Raw genomic sequence first — 25,002 nt, forward strand, 5'->3', positions numbered from 1 at the left:
GATTTCGCCCCGGCAGGCGACCCCCTTTTCTTTGCTGCGCCAAAGAAAAGGGGGGAAAAGAAAGGCGCTGAATGCCGCCTTCGGTCTAGGACCTTCAGGCGATTGCACGGCCAGCTCACATGGCTCCATCACCGCTTCTCTGCCTACCTCGGGCAGGACTTCGAAGGCGCCCGGAGTACCGGTCGTCCCGACCAGAGAGGACCATGGCCGCCAAGCACCGAAGAAGAGACCCCCAACCCGCATCAGCCACCCACAAGCCTCTCGTTGGGGGTCTCGTCATCGCAGAGAGCCCGTGATGGTTTGCAGTGGTCTAGTCGGCCGGTACTCCGGCCAGCTTAGTGCCCGGGTTTTCGCAGTCCCAGAAGGGCTGTGGGAGCCATGTGAACCAGCCGTGCAATCGCGCGCCGCCCTAGGCGGCGTGCGTGCACTGGCGCCTTTCTTTGCCCCGCGTTTCTTTGGCGCCGCAAAGAAATGCGGGTCGGGGTACGGGGGTGAAGCCCCCGAGGGCTGCACCGAAGAAGAACAAGTACATGGCCGCGCTTGACCAACTGATCGACGCCCTGCGCAAGCTCCCCGGCGTGGGCCCGAAGAGCGCCCAGCGCATGGCCTATCACCTGCTGCAGCACGACCGCCTGGGCGCGCAGCAGCTGGCTGCGGGGTTGACCGAGGCGCTGGCGCGGATCCAGACCTGCACGCGCTGCCACAGCTTTGCCGAGGCGCCGGTCTGCGCCGTGTGCAGCGACAGCACGCGCGACCCCGCGCTGCTGGCCGTGGTCGAAAGCCCGGCCGACCAGGCGGTGCTGGAGCGCAGCGGCTCCTACCGCGGCTACTACTTCGTGCTGGGCGGGCGTGTCAGCCCCATCGAGGGGCGTGGCCCCAAGGACATCGGCGCCGAGGCGCTGCTGCACCGGGCCACCGACGGTCTGGTGCGCGAGGTCATCCTGGCCACCAGTTTCACCGCCGAGGGCGAGGCCACGGCCTATCTGCTCGGTGAGGCGCTCAAGGCCCAGGGCCTGAGGGTCAGCCGGCTGGCGCGGGGTGTGCCGGTGGGCAGCGAGCTGGAGTTCGTGGACTTGGGCACGCTGGCGCACGCGCTGGCGGATCGGCGCTGATGGCGCTGCTCGTTCGGGCGCTGAACCCGCAGTCGGCGGCCGAGATCGACCGCGTGGCGCAGGGCATGCAGGCCACCTTGGTCGAGGTGGAGGGTGAGGCGGTGGGCCTTGCACTGCACAGCCTGGACTGGTTGCGCGCGCGCGTGGTCTGGCATCTCGAACACCCCTGCGCGGCGGTCTGGCTGGCCGTGGAAGGCGCCAGCATCCTCGGCCACAGCCTGGTCCGCGCCGAGCCGGCGGGGCCGGAAGAGACGCTGGCGGCCGGCCATTGGGGCCTGGTCACAACCACCTACGTCTGGCCGCCGGCGCGCCGTCGCGGCATCGCCCGGCAACTGCTGTTGCACGACGAAGCCTGGATGCAGGCCCAGGGCCTGAGCCATTCGCGCACCTGGACCGGTGCGAACAACCACCCCCTGATCGCGCTCTACGAGCGCCAGGGCTATGCCATCACGCAGCGGGCCGCGCATGCGAGCTCCGGCAGCCCGATGGTCTGCCTGAGCCGGGCCTTGGCCGCGTCTTGATGCCGTCCCCACGCTTGCCTTGGATTGAACTGGAGTTGCCTGCATGACCACCCTTGCCAACCTCTGCATCCTGACGGCCTGCGCACTGCCCATCGTCTGCGCCGGCCTGGCCAAGTCCAGCGGCTGGGGCCGCCGCCCCAAGGACGGCGGCTACAACAACCGCGATCCGCGTGCCTGGCTGGCGGCCCAGACCGGCCGCGCCGCCCGCGCCAATGCCGCCCAGGCCAACAGCTTCGAGGCCCTGCCGCTCTTCATCGCCGGCGTGCTGATTGCCCAGCAGGCCCATGTGAACCAGGCCACGGTGGATGCGTTGGCGCTGGGCTTCATCGCCGCGCGCCTGGTTTACATCGTCTGCTACATCGCCGATCAGCACTACGCCCGCAGCGCCATCTGGGCGGTGGGCGTGGCCTGCAGCGTGGCGCTGTTCTTCGTTTGAATCAGCTGGTCTTGGCCCGCCGCGTGCTGGCCTTGACCGCCGCCTTCACCGTCTTGCCGGACTTGGCAGCCACCGCCTTGGCGCCGGCCTTCTTGCCGCTGGCGAGCTTGGCGGCCGGGCGGTTCGGCACGTAGCTGGTCAGCTTGGCGCCGGGCTTGACGCGGGCGGTCAGGCTGAGCTGGTTCCACTCGGCGAGCTGGGCCACGGTGACGCCGTTGCGGCGCGCCACGGAGGCCAGGGTGTCGCCCTTGCGCACGGTCACCTTGATGGCACGGCGCGCCGGCGCATCCGGCGCCAGGGCCAGGGCGGCGGTTTCGGCCAGGTGCTCGCTGACATCGTGGTCGCGCTTGGCGGTGCGCGGCACCAGCAGGGTGCTGCCGGCCTTGATGGTCATGCGCGGCGGAATCAGGTTGATCTCGCGTAGCTCGGCTTCGCTCATGCCGGCCCATTTGGCGGCCTCGGCGGGCTTCATGGTCTTGGGCAGCTGCAGCGCCGTCCAGCTGGCCTTCTGGCCCTGGTGCGCTTCTAGTGCCTGCACAAACTGGGCCGCGTTGTCGTACGGCAGCAGCAGCTGGGGCGTGGCGGCGGCCAGGATGATGGGCTTGTTCATCTGCGGGTTGAACTGGCGGAAGCGCTCCACGCTCAGGCCCGCCAGCCGGGCTGCCAGCTCCACATCGATGTCGCCCTCGATCTGCACGCTCAGGAAGTAGGGGTGGTTGGCCAGATCGGGCAGCTGCACGCCGAAGTCCTGCGGGCGCAGCACCAGGTTCTTCACCGCCTGCAGCTTGGGCAGGTAGTCGGCGGTCTCATTGGGCATGCGCAGGTTCGCGTAGCTGCGCTCTTTGCCCTCGCGGTCCAGGCGCTTGATGGCGCGGTCCACATTGCCCAGGCCCCAGTTGTAGGCGGCCAGAGCGAGCTGCCAGTCGCCGCCATAGCGCTTGCCCAGCTGGGCCAGGTAGTCGAGCGCGGCGCGGGTGCTGGCCAGCACATTGCGGCGGTCGTCACGGAACAGGTTCTGCTTGAGCGAGAAATCTTTGCCGGTGGCGCTCATGAACTGCCACATGCCCACGGCCTTGGCGTGGCTCTGGCTTTCCGGGTTGAAGGCCGATTCGATGAAGGGCAGCAGGGCCAGCTCCATGGGCAGGCCGCGCTTTTCCACTTCTTGCACGATGTGGAAGAGGTAGCGGCCGCCGCGCTCGGTCATGCGGCCCACGTACTCGGGCCGCTTGGCGTAGAACTCCTCCCACTTCTGCACGCGCGGGCCGGTCAGTTCTTCGAGCTGCATGGCCGCGCGGATGCGCATCCACAGGTCCTTCTGGGCTTCGGGGGCCTGGAAGTCCACCGCGGGCTGGTCGGGGTTCAGGTCGTCCTGGGCCTTGGCGGTGGCGTGGTCGATCAGCGCAGGGTTGAGTTTGGGCAGCTCTGGCGCCGCGGCCGGGGCGGGGGGCACGGCGGCGGTTTGCGCCGCCTCCTGGGGCTGGGCGCGCAGGCTGCCGCTGGCGCCGTGGTCAGGGGCGGTGGCGCAGCCGCTCAGCAGGGCCAGCACGGCCAGGGTGCTCAGGGTCAGGGCATGTCGCAGGACGGGTTGCATCGGGGGTCCTTCAGAACTGGTTCTTCCATTGGCGCAAGGCGGTGAAGACCGCTACGGCGTCGTCGCTGGGAGCTGGCTGCGGGGCGCGCTGGCGCGCCGCATCACGCACGCCGGGCTCGCTCCAGCGCAGGAAGGGGTTGGTGGCGGCCTCCAGCGCGAGCGTGGAGGGCAGGGTGGGTTGGCCGGCGGCGCGGGCGGCCTCGTCGGCCTGCTGGCGCGCGGCCAGCGCGGGGTTGGCGGGTTCGACGGCCTGGGCGAAGCGCAGGTTGCCGAGCGTGTATTCGTGGGCGCAGCACACGCGGGTGGCGGGTGGCAGCGCCAGCAGCTTGGCCAGCGAGGCCTGCATCTGCGCCGGCGTGCCTTCGAACAGGCGGCCGCAGCCGGCACCGAACAGGGTGTCGCCGCAGAACAGGATGGGAGGCTCGCACTCGACCACAAAAGCAATGTGCCCGGCGGTATGGCCGGGCACATCGAGGACGCGGATGTCCTGCCCCAGCAGCTGCAATCGCTCGCCCTCGTGCACGCGCTGCGTCAAGCCTTCGATCGCCTCGCCGGCCGGCCCGATGACCGGGCCCTCGAAGCCGCTGGCCTTCAGCGCAGCCAGGCCGCCGACGTGATCGCCATGGTGGTGCGTCACTAGAATCGCCGCCAGACTCAGGTCCAGCGCCTGCAGGGCGTGCCGTACAGGCGCCGCCTCGCCGGGGTCCACCGCGAGGGCGTCCCGGCCGTCGTGCAACAACCAGATGTAGTTGTCCGCAAAGGCGGGCACGGGAAGCAGAGACAGCACGGGTGACGGCGGTTCGTGAGAGCAATCAGCGGGGGCCCATTCTAGAAGTCGCCTCCTGGCTGCAGACCCCCTTGGGCCGCTACCTGCTCGATTGGGAGCAGCGCTGCCTGGATGAAGCCGTGGTCGACCTGTTCGGCTTCCATGCGCTGCAACTGGGCTGGCCGCAGCTGGCGGGCCTGCGCGCCAGCCGCATGCCACAGCGCTGGCTGGCGCTGCAAGGTGAGGGCCAGGCCGCCCTGCATTGCGACTTCGACGACCTGCCCTTCGAGAACGACAGCCTGGACCTGCTGGTGCTGCCCCACACGCTGGAATTCGCCCCCGACCCGCACCACCGCCTGCGCGAAGCCGCGCGCGTGCTGCGCCCGGAAGGCCGCCTGCTGCTGCTGGGCCTGAACCCGGCCAGCCTGTGGGCCCTGCGCCAGAAGGTCTCTCCCTGCCTGCCCCAGGCCGGCGAGTTCATCGGTTACTGGCGCCTGCGCGACTGGCTGCGCCTGCTCAGCTTCGAGATCGGCCAGGCCCGCTTCGGCTGCTACCGCCCGCCGGTGAACCGCGAGGCCTGGCTGGCGCGCGGCGCCTTCATGGACCGCCTGGGCCCCACCTGGTGGCCGGTGTTCGGCGCCGTCTACTTCATCGAGGCCATCAAGCGCGTGCACGGCATGCGCCTGATTGGCCTGGCCAAGCCCAATGGCCGGCGCCGCGCCGCACCGGCGGTGGCGCTGCCCTCCAGAACACACCGCAACGATTCGCCATGACCGACACCCCCAAGATCAAGAAGCCTGAGGTCACGCTCTACACGGACGGCGCCTGCAAGGGCAACCCCGGCCCGGGCGGCTGGGGCGTGTGGATGATTGCCGGCGCGCACCAGAAGGAGCTCTGTGGCGGCAAGCGCAGCACCACCAACAACCAGATGGAGATGACCGCCGTCATCGAGGCCCTGGCCACGCTCAAGCGCAGCTGCAAGATCACGCTCTATACCGACAGCGAGTACGTGCTCAAGGGCATGACGGAGTGGATGCCGGGCTGGGTCAAGCGCGGCTGGCGCACCGCCGCCGGCCAGCCGGTCAAGAACGTCGAACTCTGGCAGCGCCTGGCCGCGCTGGCGGCTTTGCACGAGATCGATTGGCACTGGGTCAAGGGCCATGCCGGGCATGAGGGCAATGAGCGGGCGGATCAGCTGGCGAACAAGGGGGTGGAGATGGCGTTGCAGGGCAAGGGCGCTGACTGAGCACCGCAGGGCAGAATCCGGCCCCCCGACCGGAGACAGCCCATGAGCATCAAGAGCGACAAGTGGATCCGCCGCATGGCGGAACAGCACGGGATGATCGAGCCCTTCGAGCCGGGCCAGGTGCGCGAGGTCAATGGCCGGCGCATCGTCAGCTACGGCACCAGTTCCTACGGCTACGACATCCGCTGCGCGCCCGAGTTCAAGGTCTTCACGAATGTGCACAGCACCGTGGTGGACCCGAAGAACTTCGACGAAAAGAGCTTCGTCAACATCGATGCCGAGGTCTGCATCATTCCGCCCAACAGCTTCGCGCTGGCACGCACGGTCGAGTACTTCCGCATCCCGCGCAATGTGCTCACCATCTGCCTGGGCAAGAGCACCTACGCGCGCTGCGGGATCATCGTCAACGTCACGCCCTTCGAGCCCGAGTGGGAAGGCCATGTGACGCTGGAGTTCAGCAACACCACGCCGCTGCCGGCCAAGATCTACGCGGGCGAGGGCTGCGCCCAGGTGCTGTTCTTCGAATCGGACGAGGTCTGCGAGACCAGCTACCGCGACCGCGGCGGCAAGTACCAGGGCCAGAAGGGCGTCACGCTCCCGAAAACTTGACCCCCCCGAAGCGCCTGCGGCGCCTCCCCCCAGGGGGCGCCTCCAGCCTGCACCCGCAGGACGGGTGCAGTCCTTCGGAAGGGGTCGGCCGGCTCGCCGGCCTCGCTCCTTCCTCAGCCAGCGGCCCGGCAAAGCCGGTTCCGCGGTGGCACTTGATCAGACCGGCTTCAGGCCTGCTTTGTGCTTCGTTGGCTCAAGGTGCACTGTCAGAAATGCCCAACGCGTAGCGCGTGTGGAAGCGGCGGCCGGCCGTGTCCACGGCGGTCAGCCAGATGTCGTGCCCCAGTTCGCCCTGGCCGGGCGTGAGGGCCACGCGCAGCACCGGGTCTTCGGTGACGTCCAGTACGTCCAGCGGCAGGCTGGCAATGCGGTCGGGGTAGCGCACCACCAGGCGGATCTGGGCCAGGCGCAGGTCCGGGTTGGCCTGGGCCCAGGTGGCCCATTTGAGCGTCAGGCCTCGGCCGAGCGAGGCGAGGGTCAGTGGCGTGGCGCTGGCCACACCATCCAGCACCGGGTGGCGGGCGGCGGCCACCTCGCTCAGCATGGCCGCATGCAGGTAGGCGCTGCGGGTCTCCTGCACCGCGCCGGTCACATTGCGCGTGAAGATGGCCTTGTAGGCGGCGCCATTGAGGCCGTCGGCATTGCCTAGCCAGCCCACCGAGCTGGCGCGCAGCTGGTGGTCCTGCGGGGCGCCGGTAGGCACCACGCCGGCCGCGCCGGTGGGCGCCACGCAGAGCTGGCGCTGGTTGCAGGCGGCCAGGGGCAGGGCGTAGCCGAGCGGGGTCTGCACCGTGCCGGCCAGCAGCAGATAGCTGGTGAAGGCCTCGTCGGTGGCCTGCAGGCGCACTTCCACGCCCGAGAAGGGGTTGGCGCTGGCGCTGCTGCCGCTGCTGCCGCTGCTCGTTTCTGACGAACCATCGCGCTTGAGCAGCTGGGTGCTGGAGGCGTAGGCCTCGAAGGACAGGGTGTGGCCGTTGCCGATCAGCGACCAGCGCTTGGCGGCGGTGTTGTAAGTGGCGGCGTCGAGCAGGCGGCGCACCGGCTTGCCGCTGCGGTCGCTGAGGGTGCTGGCCACCAGCACGCGCAGGCAGTCGCCCTTCTTGACGACCGTGTCGGCGCAGCCCAGCACCTGCAGCGGGCCGAGCTGCAGGCCGTCGGTGGCGGCTGCCGTCAGGCTGCCCACCAGCGCGTCGACATTGCGGCCGTCGTGCTTGTCGTAGCCCGTCAGTGCGGTGCTGGCCTTGTAGGTGGCGGCGCTGGTGCTGACCTGCGCCAGCAGCGGGTTCAGGGTGCTGACGATGCCGTCCAGCGTGGCCGCGTTCGTCACCACCGAGGCCGCGGCGCTGGTCACCTTCAGCGTGCTGGTGATGGCCGAGGCCGGCGTGCCGGTGCTGCCCTTGGCGAGCTCGGTCTTGGCCGTGGCCAGGCTCACCTCCACCTCGGGCGTGGGGTTGGCCAGGAAGCGCGTGCCCAGCAGCAGCTTGCCGCTGGCGCCGTCCACCTGCAGGCGCAGCCCGGCCAGCATCAGATCGGCAGCGCTCTTGGGCGTGGCCAGGCGGCTGTCGGTCAGCAGGTCGAAGGCGTCGAGGCTGGTGATCTTGGCGTCCGAGGCGGCGGTCTTGATGAGCGTCTTCAGGAACGTGCCGGCGCCGCTGATGAGCGGGGCGGTGTCGGTCAGCTTGGCCTCGGCCGGCTTGGCGAAGGCGGCCTGGGGGGCGGCACCGAGCGCCAGCGCGCTGACGGCCTGCGAGAGCGGCGTCAGGTGCACGGTGGTGCTGGCGTCGTTGGCGGCCGCGGGCACCAGGGCGTGCAGCAGCACGGGCAGGCCAGCGGAATCGATGCCGCGCGCCTGCAGCATCAAGGGCAGGCTGGGGCTGGCGGCCGAAAGCTTGAGGGTGTAACGCCCATCGCCCGCATTGCTGCTGGTGCTGCCCAGGGCCGTGCCCTTGGCGTCCACCACGCTGATCTGCGCCCCACCCAGGGGCACGCCGACCGACACCACGCCGACCAGCGTGGGCGGCACGGCGGGCGTGGTGGGGGTGGTGCCTCCGCCCCCGGTCGAACCGCCGCCCCCACCGCCGCCACCGCAGGCGGTCAGGAGCAGGACGAACAAGAGGGACAGGAGAGCGCGCATGGTCAGAACCGGGGGCAGGGTGTGCAAATTCTCGGCCGCCCCTTGATGCGGCCATGGCAGAACAGGCCGGTGTTCGCCACCCTGATTTGAAGACCCTAGGCCAGACGCTGCACCATCCACAGGCTGCCCATGGCGGCCGCCAGCGTGGAGCCCAGGCCCAGCACCCAGCGCGGGTAGCCGGCCCAGCGCCGCAGCACCCACAGCAGGCCCATGGCCAGCAGCACCAGGCCGACCTGGGCCAGCTCCAACCCCAGGTTGAACTGCAGCAGAGCCCAGGCCAGCGCGCCGGCGGGCAGCTCCAGTTCGGCCAGCACGCCGGCAAAGCCGAAGCCGTGCACCAGGCCGAAGCCCAGGGCCACGCCCCAGCGCGGGCCGGGCAGGAAGGGGCGCAGGTTGTCCAGCGCGGCCAGCACGATGCTGAGCGCGATGGCCGGCTCGATCCACTGCGGCGGCAGCTGCACCCGTCCGTAGGCCGCCAGGGCGAGCGTCAGGCTGTGCGCCAGCGTGAAGGCGCTGACGATGCCCAACACCGCGCCCAGGGCCTGGCCCGGGCGCTGCAGCGGCTTCCAGCCCGGCGCACTGCGCCGCCGCGCCAGCACCGCCGGCAGCAGCAGGCAGAGCAGGAAGAGCAGGTGGTCGTAGCCGGTGATGAGGTGGTGCATGCCCTCGCGCCAAAAAGAGACCGAGGCGGGCCGTTCGGCTGGGAGCGCGACGGCCTGCAGCGGCTGGGTCCGGGGCTCAAGCTGAGCTTGCAGCCGGGGCTGCGTCCTTGCTTCCAGCCATTCGCTCGGTTGCAGCGGGTGCAGCAGGCTCAGCTCCGTCGCCTGTTGTTCGCGCTCGATCCTCAGCAGGGCGCGATGGGTCGGGTCCAGCTCGCCCAGCAGGGTGTAGCGCAGCACCGCACCCACGCCGATCGAACAGGGCGCCTGCAGCCGCAGCGCGGCATACACACCATCGGCGCGCCGCTCCAGGCCAAAGCCCTGGGGGCTGAAGCCGGCTGCGCAGCCTTGCAGGCGCAGGCCGGCCAGGGCGTAGCGCTCGATGGCCGGTTGGGCGGCCTGCACCTCGCCCCAGCTGAGCCGGCCGTCGGCATTGGCGTCCAGGTCCAAGGCGGCGTCCAGATCGCGCAGTGCCAGATCGACGCGCAGCTGCGCGCCGCCTTCGCTGGCGCGCAGGTCCAGATAGGCCTGGCTGCTGGAGTGGGCGCTGGCCAGCAGCGGCAGCGCCAGGAAAAGGCTACAGAGCCAGGGTTTGCAGGCGTTCATCGCGCAGTCCGATCTGCTCACTGAGTTGTAGGGCCTGGCGCAGGGCTTGGGGCTGGCCGGCGGCCTGGGCGGCCTGGGCCAGCAGCAGCAGGTCGGCGCTTTCGCGCTGCTGCCGGGCGTTGCGCTGGGCCAGCGCCAGCGCCTGGCGCGGCGTCTGCTCGACCCACAGCGCGAACTGGGCCTGCTCGCGCAGATGGGGCAGGGGCTCGCGCGGGTCGGCGGCGTGGCGCTCGCGTGCCTGCGCGAAGCGCGCGCGCAGCTCGGCGGCCCAGGGGCCGGCGCGGGCGTCGCCCAGGGCCTGGGCCAGCGCGGCCTGGCGCACCGCCACGGCGTCGCTGCGGGCCTGGCCTTCCAGCAGGGTCAGGGCTTCACGCAGCCGCCCCTGGGCCTGCAGCAGGTCGGCCAGCGCGCAGCGGGTGTAGAGATCGTCCTGCAGCAGCAGGGCGGTGCGCAGGCCGGCCTCGGCCGGGCCGGGCAGACCGGCGCGCTGGGCCTGTTCGGCTTCCGCCAGCCAGAGCCAGGCCTGGGCCGATGCATCGCCGCGAACCTGGGCGCGCAGGCCCGCCCATTCGGGCAGCGACCGCGCCGGCTCGCGCAGGCCGCGCACTTCGAGCGCGCAGGCCTGCAGCAGCCAGCCCGGGGGCAGCTCGGCACAGGCGGCTTCACTGGCCTGCAACTGGCCCTGGGTGCGGCGCACGCCGGCCAGCAGCAGCGCGGCCTGGCTGCGCAGCCGGGCCTCCAGCGCCGGCCGGCCCAGCAGCGCCTGCAGGCCCTGGGCGCTGGCCTCGAAATCATGCAGGTGCTGCTGCACGCGCGCACGCAGCAGGGCGACCTCGGGCGGCGGCGCCGCCTCGGCAAAGCCCTGCAGTGCCGCCAGCGCGCGCCCGCCCAGCCGGGCATCGCCCTCGGCACGGGCGCGCGCCAGCAGGCTCTGGCCCAGGGCCAGCGCGGCCTGCTCGTCGCGCGGCTGCTGCTGCAGGCGGCGCTGCCAGCCGCGTTCGCGCGCGCGGCTGGCGGGGTCGCCGTCCAGCCGCTGCACGATCTCGGCCGCGCTGCGCGGCTGCAGCGGCGCCGCCAGGGCGCCGGCCGTGCAGAGCAGGACCACCAGCAGCAGGGCTTTCATGGCTCCTCGGGCTCCGTGCTGTCGCTGCTGGCCAGCTGCGCCTCGCCCAGCTCCAGCGGCTCGGCCGCCTCGCTGCTGCTGGCGGCGCTGCTGCGCACGAAGGCGGTGGCGGCGCTGGCGCTGGTAGCGGCGCTGCTGGGCACCTGGCTGCCGGGCTGCGGTGGGTCCGCGGGGGCCGGAGCCGGCGCGGGGGCGGGGGGCATGGGTGGGACGCTGTAGTCGTCGCCGCTGCCGCAGGCCGTCAGCAGGGCGGCGGCGCCCAGCGCGAGTAGATGCTTGTGCATGGTCGGCCCCCGCTCAGAAGTTCTTCGCGCCGGGCAGCGGCGTGTTCAGGTAGGGGAAGGCGCTGCGGTAGTCGGCCGCCTGGGTGCGGCTGCCGTCCACGAAGGGCACGGCGCCGGCCGGGGCGTCGGCGGGCTTGCAGCCCACCTTGAGCGCATCGGCCTCGCCGGTCAGCACGCACAGCGCGCCCATGGCCACGCGCAGGGCGACGTCCACCACGTCGTCACCGGGGCGGCGGCCGTTCGGGAAGCCGGCGTTGTCACCCCCCGCCACGCCCAGCGGTTTTTGCTGCGCGATTGGGGTGATGGCGATGCTGGTGTTCAGGCGCAGCATTTCGGCCAGCGGGCCGCCGGTGCCGAGGCCGGTGATGCGGGCCGGCCGGTTGACGCCGGGCAGGCCCGTCAGGAAGGCCGTCATCAGATCGGTGCGCGGGAAGTTGGTCGGTGCCTTGGCGCCGAACAGCACCTCGATGAGTGCCGGCAGCGTGGGATGGGTGACGTAATCGGCGAAGTTGGCGGCGTCGTCCTTGGGCTTGCTGGCGTTGAACTTGTCCTTGTCCTTGAGGCCGATGACGACCTCATTGACCAAGGGCATGCCCAGCCGTGAAACCTGTACCCAGGCGCCACCGGTCTTCTCGCTGGCCTGCAGGCCGGAAGCCGGCTTGCCATTCAGCAGCCGGGCCTGACGCAGGCTGGCTGTGGTCCAGGCGCCGACCACCGGGTCGCTGCCGGCGGTCAGGCAGGCCGCGGGCAGTTCCAGCGCCAGCGTGGTGACGTTCTTGTCGGCGATCGTGCCGGCGCCGAAGGCCGCGGCATTGGCCTCGTTGGTGATGACGGCGGCCGGGGCGTTGACGAGGTCGAAGATCGTGCCCAGGGTCACCGGGAAGGGGTCCTGGCGCTGGCCGACGAACACCTTGCCCGGCGTGCTGCAGCCGGGGATGCTGATCGGGTGCACATGGCGCTGCGCGTAGGCTTCGTAGCTGGCTGCATTGCCCAGCGTCTTCTCGCCGAAGTAGTCGATCGGCTTGGCGAAGCTGGTGGCGCCGCTGCCGGCGTGGGTGATGGCCTGGCGCTGGCCGCTGCGGCGGTCGCCACGCACCAGGCTGAGCTCGAAGCTCTCGGTGTAGGCCAGCGGGTCCGTGGCGGCGCCGCTCACCGGCCCGGCCTGGCGCAGCGGAATGGCGACCGACTTGCCACCCACGTTCAGCGCGATGCCGCCTCCGTTGGCCGCCAGCGTGTTCTTGAAGCGGAACTGGAAGCTCAGGTCTTCGACGCCGTCGCCGTTGTTGTCGACATGGATCTCATACAGCGCGTTCGGGTCCAGACTGAAGTAGTTCGGGCCGCCGTAGCCATCCTGCAGCGGCAGGTAGTTGGCGATCAGCGTGACGAAGCCCTCGCGACCGGATTCATACGAGCGGAACAGATAGAAGTCGGTGCCGTCCACCTTGGGGGCGGTGGTGATGAAGGGCGCCTCTCGGTGCGAAGAGGCTTGGGCCGCGGGCGTGACCAGGGCAGCCAGCAGCAGGGCGCTGGCCAGGGCGGTGGGCTTGAAAAGCATCGAGGGGCTCCGTGGGATGGCCGGGATTGGCCATGGCAACCCTTACGGCGGGGAACCGGGCGGTGGATTCGCGCCAGCGCTGCGGACATGCCCCTGCATCCAGCCCGGTGCCGCCCGCGTAGCGCGCGCCCGCCCCGGGTGCGGCGCCGAAATGGCGGGTTTTCGGGCCGCTTTTCCGGCTCAAGTCCGGCGCTGCGCCGCGGCAGCATGGCGGCCATGGTGATCGACCTCCGCCCCCAAGCCGACCCGGATGCTCCCGGCGCCTCCTGGTTCGATGCGCGCCTGGACGGCCTGTTTTCGCTCGGCAGCCTGGGCGCGCCGGCCCGCCTGGACGAGCTGCAGGGTTTTGCCCGCCTGATGCAGACCCAGGGCCAGGGCGTGGAGGCCACGCGCATGCTGTTCGACGCCCCTTACGCCCACACCTTGCTGCAGCAGGGCCGGCTGAGCGCCTGCGCGCCCCTGGCCGAGCTGGCCGAGGCGCTGTTCCAGCGCTACCAGCGCGCCGGGCAGTGGCTCGGCCTGGTGAACTGAAGGCGGCTGGGACGACAGGGACAATGGGCCAATGGCCCTCAAATCCACCATCTTCAAGGCGAACGTTGCGATCGCCGACATCGACCACGGCTACTACGCCGACCACAACCTGACCCTGGCCCGCCACCCGAGCGAGACCGACGAGCGCATGATGGTGCGCCTGGTGGCGCTGGCCCTGCACGCCCACGAACTGCAGACGCGCTGCAATGGCGATGCCACGCTGGCCTTCGGCGCCGGCCTGTGCGACCCCGACGACCCCGATGTGGTGCTGACCGACTACACCGGCGCCAAGCGCCTGTGGATCGAGGTGGGCCAGCCCGATGACAAGGCGCTCAGCAAGGCCTGCAGCAAGAGCGAAGCGGTGGTGGTGTACGCCTACGGCCCGGCGGCCGAGGTGTGGTGGAAGGGCATCGAGACCAAGCTGACGCGCCTGGACAAGCTGCAGGTCTGGCGCCTGCCGCACGAGGCCATGGCCGAGCTGAACCGCCTGGCCGAGCGCAGCATGCAACTGCAGGCCACCATCCAGGAAGGGCATCTGATGCTGACCAGCGGGCTGGGCAGCGTGGACCTTCAGCCGCTGCGCTGGAAGTGAGGCCGGAACGGCGGCGTGACGGGGTGATCCTCCTGGTCTGAGCGCCGGCGGCGGGGGGTGTTGGAGGCGGCCGCACGGGCCGCGGCGGGCCGCGTCGCTGGCAGGGCCTGTTCCTGCAGCAGCCAGCTCCCCAGCTCGGTCACGCTCGCGAAGCTGTGCCGGCGGCCGCTCAGCACATGTTCGATGGAGCCGGCCACGCCGTTGGCGGGGGTGCGGGCGACCTGGACTTGCAGGGCATACAGGTGAGGGGCAGGGCAGTTCATGGCGCAGGCCGGGGCAGCAATCAATGCCACCATGCTGGCAAAGCCCGCGCGCCAAGTCGTCAGGAAGCGGTTTGTTTCAGGTCGGGCTTCTCCACACGAGCCCCGGAGGCCATGCAACCCCTGCACTTCGAACCCTTCTGCCTGGACATCGCCAACGCCCGCCTGACAAGGGCCGGCGCGCCGGTCGAACTGCCGCCCAAGGCTTTTGCCGTGCTCGCCCATCTGGCCCAGCGGCCGGGCGAGCTGGTGCTCAAGGATCAGCTGCTGGATGCGGTGTGGGGGCGGCGCTTCGTCAGCGAGGGGGCCATCAAGACCGTGGTCAGCGAGCTGCGCGCCGCCCTGGGGGATGACCCCCGCGCGCCGCGCTGGATCGAGACCGTGCAGCGGCGCGGCTACCGCTTCGTGGCGGCGGTGCAGGGCCAGCAGCAGGAGCCTGCTGAAGCCGCGGCGCCGCAGCCGCCGCAGGGGCCGGAGCGCTCTCCGCCACGCCCCGGCAACCTGCCCACCGGCCTGGGCGCGCTGCTGGGCCGTGCGGACGAGCTGCGCACGCTCGCCAGTCTGGGCCGCGCGGCTCGGCTGATCACCGTGACAGGCACGGCCGGTGTGGGCAAGACCCGCCTGGCCCTGGAGGCCGCCGCCGCGCGCCGTGCCGCGCAGGCCGACGGCGTCTGGCTGCTGGAACTGGCGCCGCTGCAGGCGCCCACGGCGCAGATGCTGCGCGCCACCATTGCGCGGACCGTGCTGGGCAGTTCCATCGGCAGCGAAAGCGACGCGGGCCTGGTGCGGGCACTGCACGGCCTGGAGCTGCTGCTGGTGGTGGACAACGCCGAGCATGTGCTGGAGCCGCTGGCGCCGTTGCTGGCTCATCTGCACACCCAGCTGCCGGGCCTGCACCTGCTCGTCACCAGCCGCGAGCCGCTGCACATCCCCGGCGAACAGCTGCTGAACCTCGCCCCCCTGGCGCTGCCGCGCGAGGAAGCCGGCGGCACCACCCCGCCCGCCCCGGCGGACGGGGCGGCGTCGTTGCGCCTGCTGGTGGCCCGCATCGAGGCCCGACTGCCGGGCTTTGCGCCCGATGCCGCGCAGCAGGCGGCGCTGGCACGGCTGTGCCGGCTGCTGGATGGCCTGCCCTTGGCCCTGGAGCTGGCCGCCGCGCGCGTGCCGGTGCTGGGCGTGCATGGCCTGGTCGAGCACCTGGAGGCCGACGACCGAGCGGCCATGCGCCTGCAGCTGCTCACCCAGGGCCCGCGTACGGCCGTGCCGCACCAGCGCACGCTGCGCGCCACGCTCGATTGGAGCCATGCGCTGCTGACACCGGACGAGCGACGCCTGTTTCGCCGCCTGGCGGTGTTCCGCGGCGGCTTCACCCTGGCTGCAGCCCAGGCGGTGGCGGCGGACAACGGGGAGCCGCCCTGGTCGGTGCTGGACCGGCTGGATGCGCTGGTGGCCAAGTCCCTGGTGGTGGCGCAGCGCGCGGGCGATGCGGCCCCGCGCTTCGGCCTGCTGGAGAGCCTGCGCGAGTACGCGTGGGAGCAGTTGGACGCCGCGGGCGAAGGCCCCGGCACCGCGCGGCGGCATCTGGCCTGGGCCTGCGCCCACTGGCGCGAGGCCGCGCGCACGGCCCTGAGCGAGCCCGTGCTGCCCTGGAGCGAGCGCCTGCTGCCGGAGCTCGACAACCTGCGCGCCGCCCTGCGCTGGGGAGCCGAGGCCTGTGGCGCCGCCAGCGCGGAAGCCACCGTGGTGGACGACGTGCTGGGCCTGCTGGCTGCCTCGGCCCCGTTCTGGCAGCGGGTGGGCCTGAGCGCCGAGGGCGGGCGCTGGTGCCAGACGCTCGGCGAGTGGGCCGCCGGCCACCCGGACCCGCTGCGCCGCGCCGACCACGATCTGACGGTCGCCACGCTGTGTCGCTTCACCCCGCTGGGCACGGCCGAGGACAACCTGGCCCGCGCCCATCGGGCCGCCGCCGCCTACGCCGCGCGGGGCGACATCGACAACGAGTACCTGGCGCAGTACCTGTGCTGGGTGCTCGCTTTGGAAGTGAGCGAGGCCGTCGACCGCCAGGAGGCCTTGGCTCGGCTGCAGGCCCTCGTGCAGCCGCACTGGGGGCCGCTGGAAACCCGCTTCGTGCGCTCCATCGTGGCTCAGGAGGCGCGCCTGCGCGGCGACACCGAAGCCTTCCTGGCCACCAGCCGCGCGCTGGTGGCGGACCTGCAGGCGGCGGGTGCGCAGGTCGAGAGCTGGACCACCACCTTCATGCTGATGCTGGCCGAGCACGACCAGGGCTCCGCCGAGCGCGCGCTGGCGCTGGGGCAGGCGGCCTTGGATGACATCCGAGCCGCCGGGCTGCTGCGCAGCCAGGCCCAGCTGCTGTGCATGCACACCGCCATGCGGGCCGAGGCGGGTGACTGTGCCGGCACCCGCACGGCGCTGGTGGACGCGCTGCCGTTGCTGGGGGGCATGCAGGCCTGCGAGGTGCTGCTGCTGGCGCTGGCCTGGCTGGCCTGGCACGAGGGCCGTGCGTCGGATGCCGCGCGCGTGCTGGCCTGGTTCCGTTCGCCCCAGCGCCCGAGCGGCAGCTACGGCCCGCGCACCTTCACCCAGCGCACGGCCCAGGCCTTGGCGCAGCAGCTGGAAGCCCGGCTCGGCACGGCGGAATGCACCCGCCTGGCAACCGACGGCGCGGCCCTGGGCGACGCCGAGGCGGTGCGCCTGGGAACCCGCTGAGGCCTGCCCGCCCCGCAGCCGGGGGGGGCTTGGGCACCAAATCCTGACCAAAGCCTGACGACTCGAACGGGTGACCCGCAAACACTGCGGCCATCGCAATGCCCAGGAGTCGTCATGCATCCCACCGCTGCCCTGCTCAAGGCCGCCCGATGGGCACTGGTCTCGGCCGCCACCCTGCTCGGCGCGGGGGCGGCCACGGCCCAGCCCGTGCACCACCTCAGCGCCCAGCTGCTGCTCGGGCAGATCCAGCAGTTCCAGGCGCAGGGCGTGTTCGCAGACGCGCAGGGCGTCTCGATCAACCGCTACGGCGGTAGTTGGAGCGGCAGCGACCCCTCCTTCATCCGCTTCGCCGGCGCGCAGAACGGCGTGCTGCCCGGCAACCACAGCAGGTGCTCGTCCTTCCTGACGCGGCTGTTCCAGTACCAGTACGCCTGGAGCTGGAACCAGGAGGCCTATCGCTTCACCGACCCCAAGACCCAGGGCTCCGTAAAAACCGCCAGCCCCGAGGCCTATCAGTACGTGGGCCTGATCCAGCAGGGCAAGGGCTTCACCGAGATCCAGGCTCTGAACCTGGCGCAGCCGGGCGATGTGCTGGCCTGGTGGGTGGTGGGCAGCAGCTCGAACGACCACGCCATGCTGATCGACGAGGTGCGCTGGAACACCCTGAAGACCTACCCCGGCGGCCTGCCCAACAGCAACCCGGCCCTGGTGGGCACGCAGTACGTGGAGGTGCGGGTGATCGACAGCTCCAGCGACACCCACACCCAGGACACCCGCTTCGTCATGAAGGACGGGGAGCTGACCCACATCGCCGGCCTGGGCGGCGGCACCATCGGCCTGCTGCTGGACGCCAATCTGCGCGTCATCGGCCGCACCTGGAGCCTGCCGACCAGCGACTACTACGCCAAGCCCGACACCTGGGTGAAGAGCCTGAACGAGCGGCTCAAGCTGGCCCCCAGCTGGGGCTTTGCCATCGGGCGCCTGCAGGCACCCTGAGCCGACCCGGCCGCGCCGTCCGTCCCTGCCATTCCTTTCGTTTCCCCTTGAACCTTGGGAGCATCCCTGTGAAACAAGCCCTCCAGCAAGTTCTGGCCGCCACCGGCCTTTGCCTCAGCAGCTTTGCCTGCCACGCCGCCCTGACCGTGTACGCCGGAGGCGGTGGCGGCATCCCGGTGCAGGGCCTGGTCAATCCCTATCCGCTGGTCATCGAGGCCGGCGGCGGCACCATCGTCGATGTCGATGTGAAGCTCAAAGGTTTGTGGCACACCTACCCGGATGACCTGGACATCCTCTTGGTCGGGCCGCAGGGCCAGCAGGTGATGCTGATGAGCGATGTGGGGGGGCAGTTCGACGTGTTCGGCGTCCATCTGCTGTTCGACGATGGTGCGGCCGACTCGATTCCCGACAAGGATCAGTTGGTGTCCGGAACCTACAAGCCCAGTGACAACAACCTGCAGGTCGAGGTGCCCTTCGAAGCCCCCGCGCCGGCAGGCCCTTACGGCTCCATGCTGTCGGTCTTCAACGGACTGGACGCGGCCGGCGCCTGGTCGCTCTTCATCCGCGACGACACCAGCGGCGATTCAGGGGCCTTCAATGGCTGGGAGCTGCACATCACCACCGCTGACCCGGCCCGCGCGGTGCCCGAACCCGCCTCGGCGGCCCTGTTCGGCCTGGCCGGGCTCGCCGCCCTGGGCGTGCGGCGCCGGCGCGGCTGAGAGCCCGGCCAGGCTCAGCGCGGCAGGGTGTGCGGCACCAGCACGCTGGCATCCACTTCGCTGAGCTTGCGCCGGCCGCAGAAAGCCATCGTCAGGTCCAGTTCCTTCTGGATGATCTCCAGGCACTTGGTGACGCCGGCCTCGCCCAGCGCGCCCAGGCCGTACAGGAAGGCGCGGCCGATGTAGGTGCCGCGCGCGCCCAGCGCCCAGGCCTTGAGCACGTCCTGGCCGCTGCGGATGCCGCCATCGAAATGCACCTCGATCTGTGAACCGACGGCCGCCACGATGCGCGGCAGCACGGCAATCGAGCTCTCCGCGCCATCCAACTGCCGCCCGCCGTGGTTGCTGACGATCAGCGCATCCGCGCCGCTGGCTACGGCCAGGCGGGCATCCTCCTCGTCCAGGATGCCCTTGATGATCAGCTTGCCGCCCCAGCGCTTCTTGATCCACTCCACATCGCCCCAGTTCAGCGCGGGGTCGAACTGCGCGTGCGTCCACTCGGACAGGCTGGTGAGCGAATCCACCCCCTTGGCGTGGCCAACGATGTTGCCGAACTGGCGTCGTTTGGTGCCCAGCATGCCGAGGCACCAGCGCGGCTTGGTGGCCAGGTCGAGCAGATTGGCCAACGTGGGCTTGGGCGGTGAGCTCAGGCCGTTCTTCAGGTCCTTGTGGCGCTGGCCGAGGATCTGCAGATCCAGCGTCAGCACCAGGGCGCCGCAGCGGGCGGCCTTGGCGCGGTCGATCAGGGCTTCGATGAAGGCGCGGTCCTTCATCACGTAGAGCTGGAACCAGAAGGGCTGCGTGGTGACCGAGCGCACGTCCTCGATCGAACAAATGCTCATGGTGGAGAGCGTGAAGGGCACGCCGAAGGCCTCGGCGGCGCGTGCGGCCAGCATCTCGCCGTCGGCGTGCTGCATGCCCGTCAGGCCCGTGGGCGCCAGCGCCACCGGCATCGCTACAGGCGTTCCGATCATCTGGGCGGCGGTGCTGCGCTGCGTCAGGTCCACCGCCACACGCTGGCGCAGCTTGATGGCGGCCAGCTCGGCCTCGTTGGCGCGGTAGGTGCTCTCGGTCCAGCTGCCGGCATCGGCATAGTCGTAGAACATGCGCGGCACGCGGCGGCGCGCCAGCTGGCGCAGGTCTTCGATGCAGGTGATGACAGGGCTCATGGGCGGTTTGCGGGGCGGGGGGGCCTTGGAGAGATCAACGGCCATAGGCCGCCAGGATGCGCTGCAGCTCACCGTCGGCCACCATCTCGGCCAGCGCGGCATTCACGTCGTCCAGCTTGAGCGGGCTGCGCGGGGACAGCGCGCAGGGCGCGGTGTAGGCGTTCAGCACCACGTCTTCGCGCAGGCCGTCCTCGGGCCGGCGGCGCTGGTGCTCGCGCAGCACCAGGCGGTCGGTGATGGCGTAGTCCATGCGCCGGGCCACCAGCTTGCGCAGATTGGCCTGCATGTCGGGCGCGTCCTGGCGGCGCAGGCGCTCGCCCAGCGCGGCCTCGGCCTCGGCATAGCGGTAGCCCAGCACCGTGCCCACGGGGCGGTCGGCCAGGTCGGCCAGGGTGCGCAGGCGCGGCGCCTCCGGCCGCGCGGCCACCACCTCGGCGTTCGGAATCAGCGGCAGGGTGAAGCGAAAGTCCGGGCCGATCCACTGCGGCCGCGTGTAGCAGAGCAGATCGCCCTCGCCCTGGCGCAGGGCCATCGGGGCGCGCTTGCTGGGCATCAGCAGGTAGCGCGGGCGCAGGCCCATGCGCCTTGCCAACGCATCGCCCAGGTCCTTGATGATCCCGCCGGTGAGCTGGCCACGCTCGAAGCGTGACAGCGGCTCGGTGTGGTTGGTGGCCGTGACATAGACGATCTCCTGCGCCCACAGCGGCAGCCACAGCAGGCTCAGCAGCAGGAAAAGCGTCGGGGTTCGGCAGAGGCGCACGCGTCGAGGTCCTCGGGCGGCCAGGGGCTCACTGACCATGCCGGCGCAGGATAGCGCGCAGCTCCCCACTGCGCTGCATCGCCTCCAGCGCAGCGTCGACCTCCTGCAGGCTGAGGAAGGATTGCGGCGACAGCGCGCAGGCGCTCCGGTAGTTTTCGAGCACCAGTTCCTCGCGCAGCCCGGCGGCCGGGTGGCGGCGCTGCCACTCGCGCAGGGTGATGCGGTCGGTGAAGGCATAGGGCATGCGTCCGGCCAGCAGCTTGTCCAGGTTGGCACGCATGTCATTGGCCTCCAGCCGCAGGACCTCATCACCGAGCTGGCGCTCGACCGCCGGGTAGCGGTAGCCGCGCACGATGCCGACCGGCTTGCCGCGCAACTCGGTCAGCTGGTGCAGCGCCGGGGCATCGCCACGGGCGGCCAGCACCTCGGCGTTGTCGAACAACGGGCGGCTCCAGCGGAACTCGCCATCCACCCATTGCGGCCGGCTATGGCAGAGCAGATCGGCATGGCCATTGCGCAGCGCCGGCGCCACCCGCAGGCTGGGCAGGGGGATGTGGCGGGCCTGCAGGCCCAGCCGGCGCGCCAGTGCGTCTTCGGTCTCCACCAGCAGGCCGCCCTTGAGTTCGCCCGCCTCGAACAACACCAGGGGCGGGGCGTGGTTGGTGGCGGTGATGAAGCGCAGTTCGCCCTGCGGCCAGGCGCAAGTCGGCAGCAGCAGGCAGGCCAGCAGAACACGCAGTCGGGGCATCGCAGCGGGGCGGTGTGACCGGGGGCGCGCAGTGTCACTCAGACCGAGGCAGCAGCAGCCCGGTGCGAAGATGAAGCCATGCGCGACTCCCTGCCCGAGACCTTGCCGAACGGCCCGCGCGCTGCCGCTTGGCTGCGGCCGCTGTGGCTGGCCGCCGGCGCGGCCTGCCTGCTGCTGGGGGTGGCAGGCCTGGTGCTGCCACTGCTCCCGGGTGTGCCCTTTCTGCTGCTGGCGGCCTTCTGCTTTTCGCGCGGCAGCCCGCGCTGGGAGGCCTGGCTGGTCGCCCACCCGAAACTGGGCCCGGTGGTGCTGGACTGGCGCCGCCACCGGGTCATTCCGCGCCGGGCCAAGTTGCTGGCCTGGACCATGATGGCGCTGGGCTGCGCGCTGGCGGCCTGGCGTGCGCCCTGGTGGGCTGCCAGCCTGGCGGCCCTCACCTGCCTGTGCGTAGCCCTGTGGATGGCGCGTCAGGCCGAACACGCTCCGACCCCATGAACCCTTTGCCTTCCACCTGCGACCTCTGCGATGCGCGCAAGGCCGACAGCAGCGGTGTGCTGCGTGTATTTGCCGGCAGTGGCTGGCGCAACTACGGCGGCGCCGAGCGCATGGCCGGGCCCATCAGCACGGTGCGCTGCCTGGACGACAACAGCCAGGTCAAGGCCGCCGTCGAGGGGCCGGGCGAGGGCCGGGTGCTGGTGGTGGATGGGGCGGCCAGCCTGCGCCGCGCGCTGTTGGGGGGCAACCTGGCCGCCGCGGCGGCGCGCAACGGCTGGGCCGGGCTGTGGATCCACGGCGCGGTGCGCGACCTGGCCGAGCTGCGCGCCGTGCCGATCGCCATCTGGGCCCTGGGCCACCTGCCCATGCCCTGCGACCGCAAGGGCCAGGGTGAGCGCGACGTGGCGATCTGGATCGAAGGCCAGCCCATCCGCCCCGGCGAATGGCTGCTGGCCGATGCGGATGGGCTGCTGGTGCACCCCACGCCGCTGGGCTGATCACTCGGCGGGGCTGGCGGGCGCAGGCGGGGGCGCAGGCTTCGGGCCCAGCCCGTTGATGGTGGCCAGGCCGGAGCTGCGCCGGCTGACCTTGGCATTGCCCCAGTGGTCCACCGTGCCGATGCCGGAGATCGACACCTCCAGCTCCTGCTCCACCCACAGCTTGGCCTTGCCCAGGCCGCTGATGCTGACCTTGGCCTGCTGCACCTGCAGGCCCTGAGCGAGGAAGTCGCTGCGGCCGGAAATGCTGAGCGAGAGGCGCTGGACCTGGCCGGCGAACTGGCCATCGCCCGCGCCGGAGACGCCGAACTTCAGGTCCTCGGTGCGCAGCTGGTCGAAGCGCACCAGGCCGGCACCCGAGATGCTGACGCGCAGCTCCGGCAGCTGCACCGGCTCGGGCGCCTGGAAGTTCACCGAGCCGGAGACGCTCAGGCGCTTGAGCTCGCGCGCCATCACCTGTACGCGCAGCCGGGTGTCGCGCCAGAACCACCAGGTGCCGCGCGTGTGCAGGCTGAGCTGGCCGTCGCGCAGCTGCAGGCGCACGTCCTTCTGCACGTCCTCGTCGCCCTCGATGAAGAGCTCATCGCGGTCGCCCTGGCGGAAGCTCACCTGGGCGGCACCACTGAAGCTCAGGCTGTCGAAAGGCCCGGGCGTGTAGAGCTTGCCCACCGGCTGGGCTTGGCTCCAGGCCGCCAGCGGCAGCATCAAAACGAGGGAGAGGTAGAGCGGTTTCATAGCGAGTCGGCCCTCAGTTGCTTGGACACCTCGCGGCTGGCGGTGAAGCGGTTGCCGTCGCGCAGGTGCACGACGAGCTGGGAGCTCTCGTCCGGCACCAGGGCTTCGACGAAGTCCAGGTTCACGATGCAGCTGCGGTTCACCTTCAGGAAGCGCTGCGGGTCCAGGCGCTGCCCGAAGTGGCTGATGGGCAGGCGCACCAGGTAGGTACGGCCCTGCGTGACGATGGCGGTGTACTTGGTGTCCGAGCGCAGGTGCTCGATGCGCTCGACCTGCAGCGGCACGATGCGGCCCATGTCGCGCACCAGCAGGCGCTGCAGCGGCGCCTCGGGGCTCGCGGTGTGCACGGCCTCCAGCGCGGCCAGCTCGCGGCCGCCGCCGCTCTCGTCCTCGCTCGGGCGCACGGTCTGGGTCTGCAGCACATGGGAGATGGCCTCGTCGAAGCGCTCGCGCGAGAAGGGCTTGAGCAGATAGTCCACCGCGTGCAGCTCGAAGGCGGTGAGGGCGTGCTCGTCGTAGGCGGTGGTGAAGATCACGGCCGGCAGTGCGGCACCCGGGCGCTCCTGGCTGAGCGTGCGCAGCACCTGCAGGCCGGTCAGGCCGGGCATCTGGATGTCCATCAGCACCAGCTCCGGCTGCTGGCTGCGGATGGCCTGCAGCGCGGCCGGGCCGTCGCCCACCGCGCCCAGCAGCTCCAGCTCCGGGTGGGCCTGCACCCAGTCCACCAGGCCCTCGCGGGCCAGCAGTTCGTCTTCGGCGATCAGGGTTTTGAGCATGGCTTCAGCTTCTTGGAATGCGGAGTTCGACGGCAAAGCCCTGGCCCGGTGCGGTCTGCACCTGCAGCCGGGCCTGGCCTTCGAAGTCCAGCGCAAAGCGGCGCTGCAGGGTGCCCAGGCCCAGGCCCTGGCGGGCCGTGGGGGCAGGCGGCCAGGGGCAGCCGGGGCCGTCGTCGGCCACGCGCAGCAGCAGCCAGTCGCCTTCGCAGCGGGCCTGCAGGCTCAGCGTGCCGCCGCCCACCTGCGGGGCGATGCCGTGCTGGATGGCGTTCTCCACCAGCGGCTGCAGCGTCAGCGGCGGCACCGCCTCGGCCAGCGCGGCATCCTCGACCTGCCAGTCCACGCGCAGGCGCTCGCCCAGGCGCAGGGTCTCCAGCGCCAGGTAGTCGCGCACGAAGTCCAGCTCCTCGGACAGGCTGACGCGCTCCTCGTTGTTGCGCTTGCTGTCCAGCACATGGCGCATCAGGCGCGAAAAGCCCAGCAGCGCCTGCTCGGCGCGGCTGGCGTCGCGCCGCACCAGCATCAGCAGCGAGTTCAGGGTGTTGAAGAGGAAATGCGGGTTGAGCTTGCCGCTCAGGGCCGAGAGCTCGGCGCGCACGCGTGCGGCCTCGGCCTGTGCCGCCTGCAGCGCGGCGGCCTGGGCGCGCCGCGCATGCAGCACGCCGCCAAAGCCGAATACCAGCACGCCATAGGCCACGGCTCCGCCGGCACTGCGCCATACCAGGCCCTGCTCCAGCCGGGCGTGGGCGTGGTCGGCACTGAAGAGCAGGGCGGCGGCGCCGGCGTCCAGCAGCTGCCAGCTCAGGCCAAAGGCGGCGGCGCCCAGCGCATGGCCGGCCAAGCGGCGCCACGGGCTGACGGCCTGCAGCCGGCGCGTCCAGGGCAGCACGGCCGGCCCCAGGGCGAGGATGGGGCCGAGGTTCCAGGTGGCGTCGTACAGGCCCTCCCAGACGCTGCGGCTGCCGTACTGCCAGTCGGTGGCGGCAATCGCATACAGCGCCCAGCACAGCAGGCCCAGCCCGGCATAGGCCAGGGCGGTGCGGCGTGTGGCGGAGGGCAGGGCAGTGGACATGGGCGGCATCCTAGGCAGGCGCGGGCCGGAGGGCCGGCGCCCGGCGATGAACTGCGGGGCCAGGGTTGAGAACTGCGGCGCGGCGGGTTCTCAGCTGCCGTAGCGGGCCAGGATGCGGCGGATCTCGCCCTCCTGCACCATCGCCGCCAGCTGCTGGTTGATGCCCTCGAAATCCAGCCGCGACTGCAGCGACTGGGCGCACTGCGCGGTGTAGCGCGCCACCGTCATCACCACGCGCAGGCGGCTCTTGGGGTAGCGCCGCACGTAGTCGCGCAGCGTCAAC

Annotated in this window: 28 protein-coding genes; 13 read left to right on the forward strand and 15 right to left on the reverse strand. The window is 71.3% G+C overall.

The window, feature by feature from the left end; translation table 11 throughout:
- Nucleotides 1-530: 530 nt before the first annotated feature.
- From recR to ACE3QP_RS04715, 3 genes are read left to right on the forward strand one after another with little or no spacing between them, the layout of a single operon-like run.
- Entirely contained in the window at nt 531-1,112 is a 582-nt protein-coding gene (gene recR, locus ACE3QP_RS04705; RefSeq protein WP_374433970.1) for a recombination mediator RecR, read from the forward strand.
- Nucleotides 1,112-1,633, forward strand: a complete 522-nt coding sequence (locus ACE3QP_RS04710; RefSeq protein ID WP_374433973.1) for a GNAT family N-acetyltransferase — start codon at nt 1,112-1,114, stop codon at nt 1,631-1,633. Before recR ends, ACE3QP_RS04710 begins: the two co-directional genes overlap by 1 nt.
- Nucleotides 1,634-1,676: 43 nt before the next feature.
- Nucleotides 1,677-2,069 (forward strand): MAPEG family protein, encoded by a 393-nt coding sequence (locus tag ACE3QP_RS04715; protein WP_374433975.1) that lies wholly within the window; start codon nt 1,677-1,679, stop codon nt 2,067-2,069.
- 1 nt (nt 2,070) lies between these two features.
- Here the strand turns inward: ACE3QP_RS04715 and ACE3QP_RS04720 are convergent, their stop codons facing one another.
- A complete protein-coding gene (locus ACE3QP_RS04720; protein WP_374433976.1) occupies nt 2,071-3,660 on the reverse strand; it encodes a transglycosylase SLT domain-containing protein in 1,590 nt (529 codons plus the stop codon).
- Between the two features lie 10 nt (nt 3,661-3,670).
- Nucleotides 3,671-4,444: a hydroxyacylglutathione hydrolase gene (gene gloB, locus ACE3QP_RS04725; RefSeq protein WP_374434226.1), complete on the reverse strand. Its 774-nt coding sequence runs from the start codon at nt 4,442-4,444 to the stop codon at nt 3,671-3,673.
- 74 nt (nt 4,445-4,518) lie between these two features.
- On the opposite strand from gloB, the gene ACE3QP_RS04730 reads away from it, so the two are divergent.
- Genes ACE3QP_RS04730 through dcd form a run of 3 tightly spaced genes read left to right on the forward strand, consistent with a single transcriptional unit; the run spans nt 4,519 to nt 6,281 of the window.
- Nucleotides 4,519-5,199 carry a class I SAM-dependent methyltransferase gene (locus tag ACE3QP_RS04730; RefSeq protein WP_374433978.1) on the forward strand — a complete coding sequence of 227 codons (681 nt, stop codon included), beginning with the start codon at nt 4,519-4,521 and terminating at the stop codon, nt 5,197-5,199.
- On the forward strand, nt 5,196-5,672 hold the full coding sequence (gene rnhA, locus ACE3QP_RS04735; RefSeq protein ID WP_374433980.1) for a ribonuclease HI: 477 nt from the start codon (nt 5,196-5,198) through the stop codon (nt 5,670-5,672). The genes ACE3QP_RS04730 and rnhA overlap by 4 nt, the downstream gene beginning before the upstream one ends.
- A 42-nt stretch (nt 5,673-5,714) precedes the next feature.
- Nucleotides 5,715-6,281 (forward strand): dCTP deaminase, encoded by a 567-nt coding sequence (dcd, locus tag ACE3QP_RS04740; protein ID WP_374433982.1) that lies wholly within the window; start codon nt 5,715-5,717, stop codon nt 6,279-6,281.
- A gap of 193 nt (nt 6,282-6,474) precedes the next feature.
- Here dcd and ACE3QP_RS04745 read toward each other — a convergent pair whose 3' ends face one another.
- The 5 genes from ACE3QP_RS04745 to ACE3QP_RS04765 form a co-directional block, all read right to left on the reverse strand.
- Nucleotides 6,475-8,415, reverse strand: a complete 1,941-nt coding sequence (locus ACE3QP_RS04745) for a hypothetical protein (protein ID WP_374433984.1) — start codon at nt 8,413-8,415, stop codon at nt 6,475-6,477.
- 95 nt (nt 8,416-8,510) lie between these two features.
- A complete protein-coding gene (locus ACE3QP_RS04750) occupies nt 8,511-9,680 on the reverse strand; it encodes a HupE/UreJ family protein (RefSeq protein WP_374433985.1) in 1,170 nt (389 codons plus the stop codon).
- Nucleotides 9,652-10,803 carry a hypothetical protein gene (locus ACE3QP_RS04755; RefSeq protein WP_374433987.1) on the reverse strand — a complete coding sequence of 384 codons (1,152 nt, stop codon included), beginning with the start codon at nt 10,801-10,803 and terminating at the stop codon, nt 9,652-9,654. The genes ACE3QP_RS04750 and ACE3QP_RS04755 overlap by 29 nt, the downstream gene beginning before the upstream one ends.
- Complete coding sequence (locus tag ACE3QP_RS04760) at nt 10,800-11,087, reverse strand: hypothetical protein (RefSeq protein ID WP_374433988.1); 288 nt, start codon at nt 11,085-11,087, stop codon at nt 10,800-10,802. The genes ACE3QP_RS04755 and ACE3QP_RS04760 overlap by 4 nt, the downstream gene beginning before the upstream one ends.
- Nucleotides 11,088-11,100: 13 nt before the next feature.
- A complete protein-coding gene (locus ACE3QP_RS04765) occupies nt 11,101-12,642 on the reverse strand; it encodes a DUF4331 domain-containing protein (protein WP_374433990.1) in 1,542 nt (513 codons plus the stop codon).
- Between the two features lie 216 nt (nt 12,643-12,858).
- On the opposite strand from ACE3QP_RS04765, the gene ACE3QP_RS04770 reads away from it, so the two are divergent.
- Together ACE3QP_RS04770 and ACE3QP_RS04775 are read left to right on the forward strand one after the other, a co-directional pair.
- Nucleotides 12,859-13,173, forward strand: coding sequence for a hypothetical protein (locus tag ACE3QP_RS04770; protein ID WP_198110221.1), 315 nt, complete (start codon nt 12,859-12,861; stop codon nt 13,171-13,173).
- A gap of 31 nt (nt 13,174-13,204) precedes the next feature.
- Nucleotides 13,205-13,765, forward strand: a complete 561-nt coding sequence (locus tag ACE3QP_RS04775; RefSeq protein ID WP_374433992.1) for a YaeQ family protein — start codon at nt 13,205-13,207, stop codon at nt 13,763-13,765.
- Here ACE3QP_RS04775 and ACE3QP_RS04780 read toward each other — a convergent pair.
- Nucleotides 13,744-14,028 (reverse strand): hypothetical protein, encoded by a 285-nt coding sequence (locus ACE3QP_RS04780; protein ID WP_374433994.1) that lies wholly within the window; start codon nt 14,026-14,028, stop codon nt 13,744-13,746. The genes ACE3QP_RS04775 and ACE3QP_RS04780 overlap by 22 nt on opposite strands.
- A gap of 111 nt (nt 14,029-14,139) precedes the next feature.
- On the opposite strand from ACE3QP_RS04780, the gene ACE3QP_RS04785 reads away from it, so the two are divergent.
- The 3 genes from ACE3QP_RS04785 to ACE3QP_RS04795 all read left to right on the forward strand — a co-directional run bounded on the left by ACE3QP_RS04785 (nt 14,140) and on the right by ACE3QP_RS04795 (nt 18,467).
- Nucleotides 14,140-16,752, forward strand: a complete 2,613-nt coding sequence (locus ACE3QP_RS04785) for a winged helix-turn-helix domain-containing protein (RefSeq protein ID WP_374433995.1) — start codon at nt 14,140-14,142, stop codon at nt 16,750-16,752.
- 114 nt (nt 16,753-16,866) lie between these two features.
- On the forward strand, nt 16,867-17,748 hold the full coding sequence (locus ACE3QP_RS04790) for a hypothetical protein (RefSeq protein WP_374433997.1): 882 nt from the start codon (nt 16,867-16,869) through the stop codon (nt 17,746-17,748).
- 68 nt (nt 17,749-17,816) lie between these two features.
- On the forward strand, nt 17,817-18,467 hold the full coding sequence (locus ACE3QP_RS04795; RefSeq protein WP_374433998.1) for a PEP-CTERM sorting domain-containing protein: 651 nt from the start codon (nt 17,817-17,819) through the stop codon (nt 18,465-18,467).
- Nucleotides 18,468-18,481: 14 nt separating this feature from the next.
- On the opposite strand, the gene ACE3QP_RS04800 is transcribed toward ACE3QP_RS04795, so the two are convergent.
- From ACE3QP_RS04800 to ACE3QP_RS04810, 3 genes are read right to left on the reverse strand one after another with little or no spacing between them, the layout of a single operon-like run.
- The gene (locus ACE3QP_RS04800) at nt 18,482-19,636 is read right to left on the reverse strand and encodes an L-lactate dehydrogenase (RefSeq protein WP_374434000.1); all 1,155 of its coding nucleotides are present in this window, start codon (nt 19,634-19,636) and stop codon (nt 18,482-18,484) included.
- Nucleotides 19,637-19,670: 34 nt separating this feature from the next.
- On the reverse strand, nt 19,671-20,435 hold the full coding sequence (locus ACE3QP_RS04805) for a substrate-binding periplasmic protein (RefSeq protein WP_374434002.1): 765 nt from the start codon (nt 20,433-20,435) through the stop codon (nt 19,671-19,673).
- Complete coding sequence (locus ACE3QP_RS04810; RefSeq protein WP_374434004.1) at nt 20,425-21,144, reverse strand: substrate-binding periplasmic protein; 720 nt, start codon at nt 21,142-21,144, stop codon at nt 20,425-20,427. Before ACE3QP_RS04810 ends, ACE3QP_RS04805 begins: the two co-directional genes overlap by 11 nt.
- Before the next feature lie 78 nt (nt 21,145-21,222).
- Between ACE3QP_RS04810 and ACE3QP_RS04815 the strand changes: the two genes are divergently transcribed.
- Together ACE3QP_RS04815 and rraA are read left to right on the forward strand one after the other, a co-directional pair.
- Nucleotides 21,223-21,639 carry a YbaN family protein gene (locus ACE3QP_RS04815; protein ID WP_374434006.1) on the forward strand — a complete coding sequence of 139 codons (417 nt, stop codon included), beginning with the start codon at nt 21,223-21,225 and terminating at the stop codon, nt 21,637-21,639.
- Nucleotides 21,636-22,136 (forward strand): ribonuclease E activity regulator RraA, encoded by a 501-nt coding sequence (gene rraA, locus ACE3QP_RS04820; protein ID WP_374434007.1) that lies wholly within the window; start codon nt 21,636-21,638, stop codon nt 22,134-22,136. The genes ACE3QP_RS04815 and rraA overlap by 4 nt, the downstream gene beginning before the upstream one ends.
- Here the strand turns inward: rraA and ACE3QP_RS04825 are convergent, their stop codons facing one another.
- The 4 genes from ACE3QP_RS04825 to ACE3QP_RS04840 all read right to left on the reverse strand — a co-directional run bounded on the left by ACE3QP_RS04825 (nt 22,137) and on the right by ACE3QP_RS04840 (nt 25,001).
- A complete protein-coding gene (locus tag ACE3QP_RS04825; protein WP_374434009.1) occupies nt 22,137-22,871 on the reverse strand; it encodes a head GIN domain-containing protein in 735 nt (244 codons plus the stop codon).
- Nucleotides 22,868-23,647 carry a LytR/AlgR family response regulator transcription factor gene (locus ACE3QP_RS04830; protein ID WP_374434011.1) on the reverse strand — a complete coding sequence of 260 codons (780 nt, stop codon included), beginning with the start codon at nt 23,645-23,647 and terminating at the stop codon, nt 22,868-22,870. Before ACE3QP_RS04830 ends, ACE3QP_RS04825 begins: the two co-directional genes overlap by 4 nt.
- Nucleotides 23,648-23,651: 4 nt before the next feature.
- On the reverse strand, nt 23,652-24,719 hold the full coding sequence (locus ACE3QP_RS04835) for a sensor histidine kinase (RefSeq protein ID WP_374434014.1): 1,068 nt from the start codon (nt 24,717-24,719) through the stop codon (nt 23,652-23,654).
- A 90-nt stretch (nt 24,720-24,809) separates the two neighbouring features.
- Nucleotides 24,810-25,001: a hypothetical protein gene (locus ACE3QP_RS04840; RefSeq protein ID WP_374434016.1), complete on the reverse strand. Its 192-nt coding sequence runs from the start codon at nt 24,999-25,001 to the stop codon at nt 24,810-24,812.
- Between the last annotated feature and the right edge of the window lies 1 nt (nt 25,002).

It is taken from the genome of Inhella sp., assembly GCF_041912635.1.
In the GTDB taxonomy this organism is placed as follows: Bacteria; Pseudomonadota; Gammaproteobacteria; order Burkholderiales; family Burkholderiaceae_C; genus Inhella.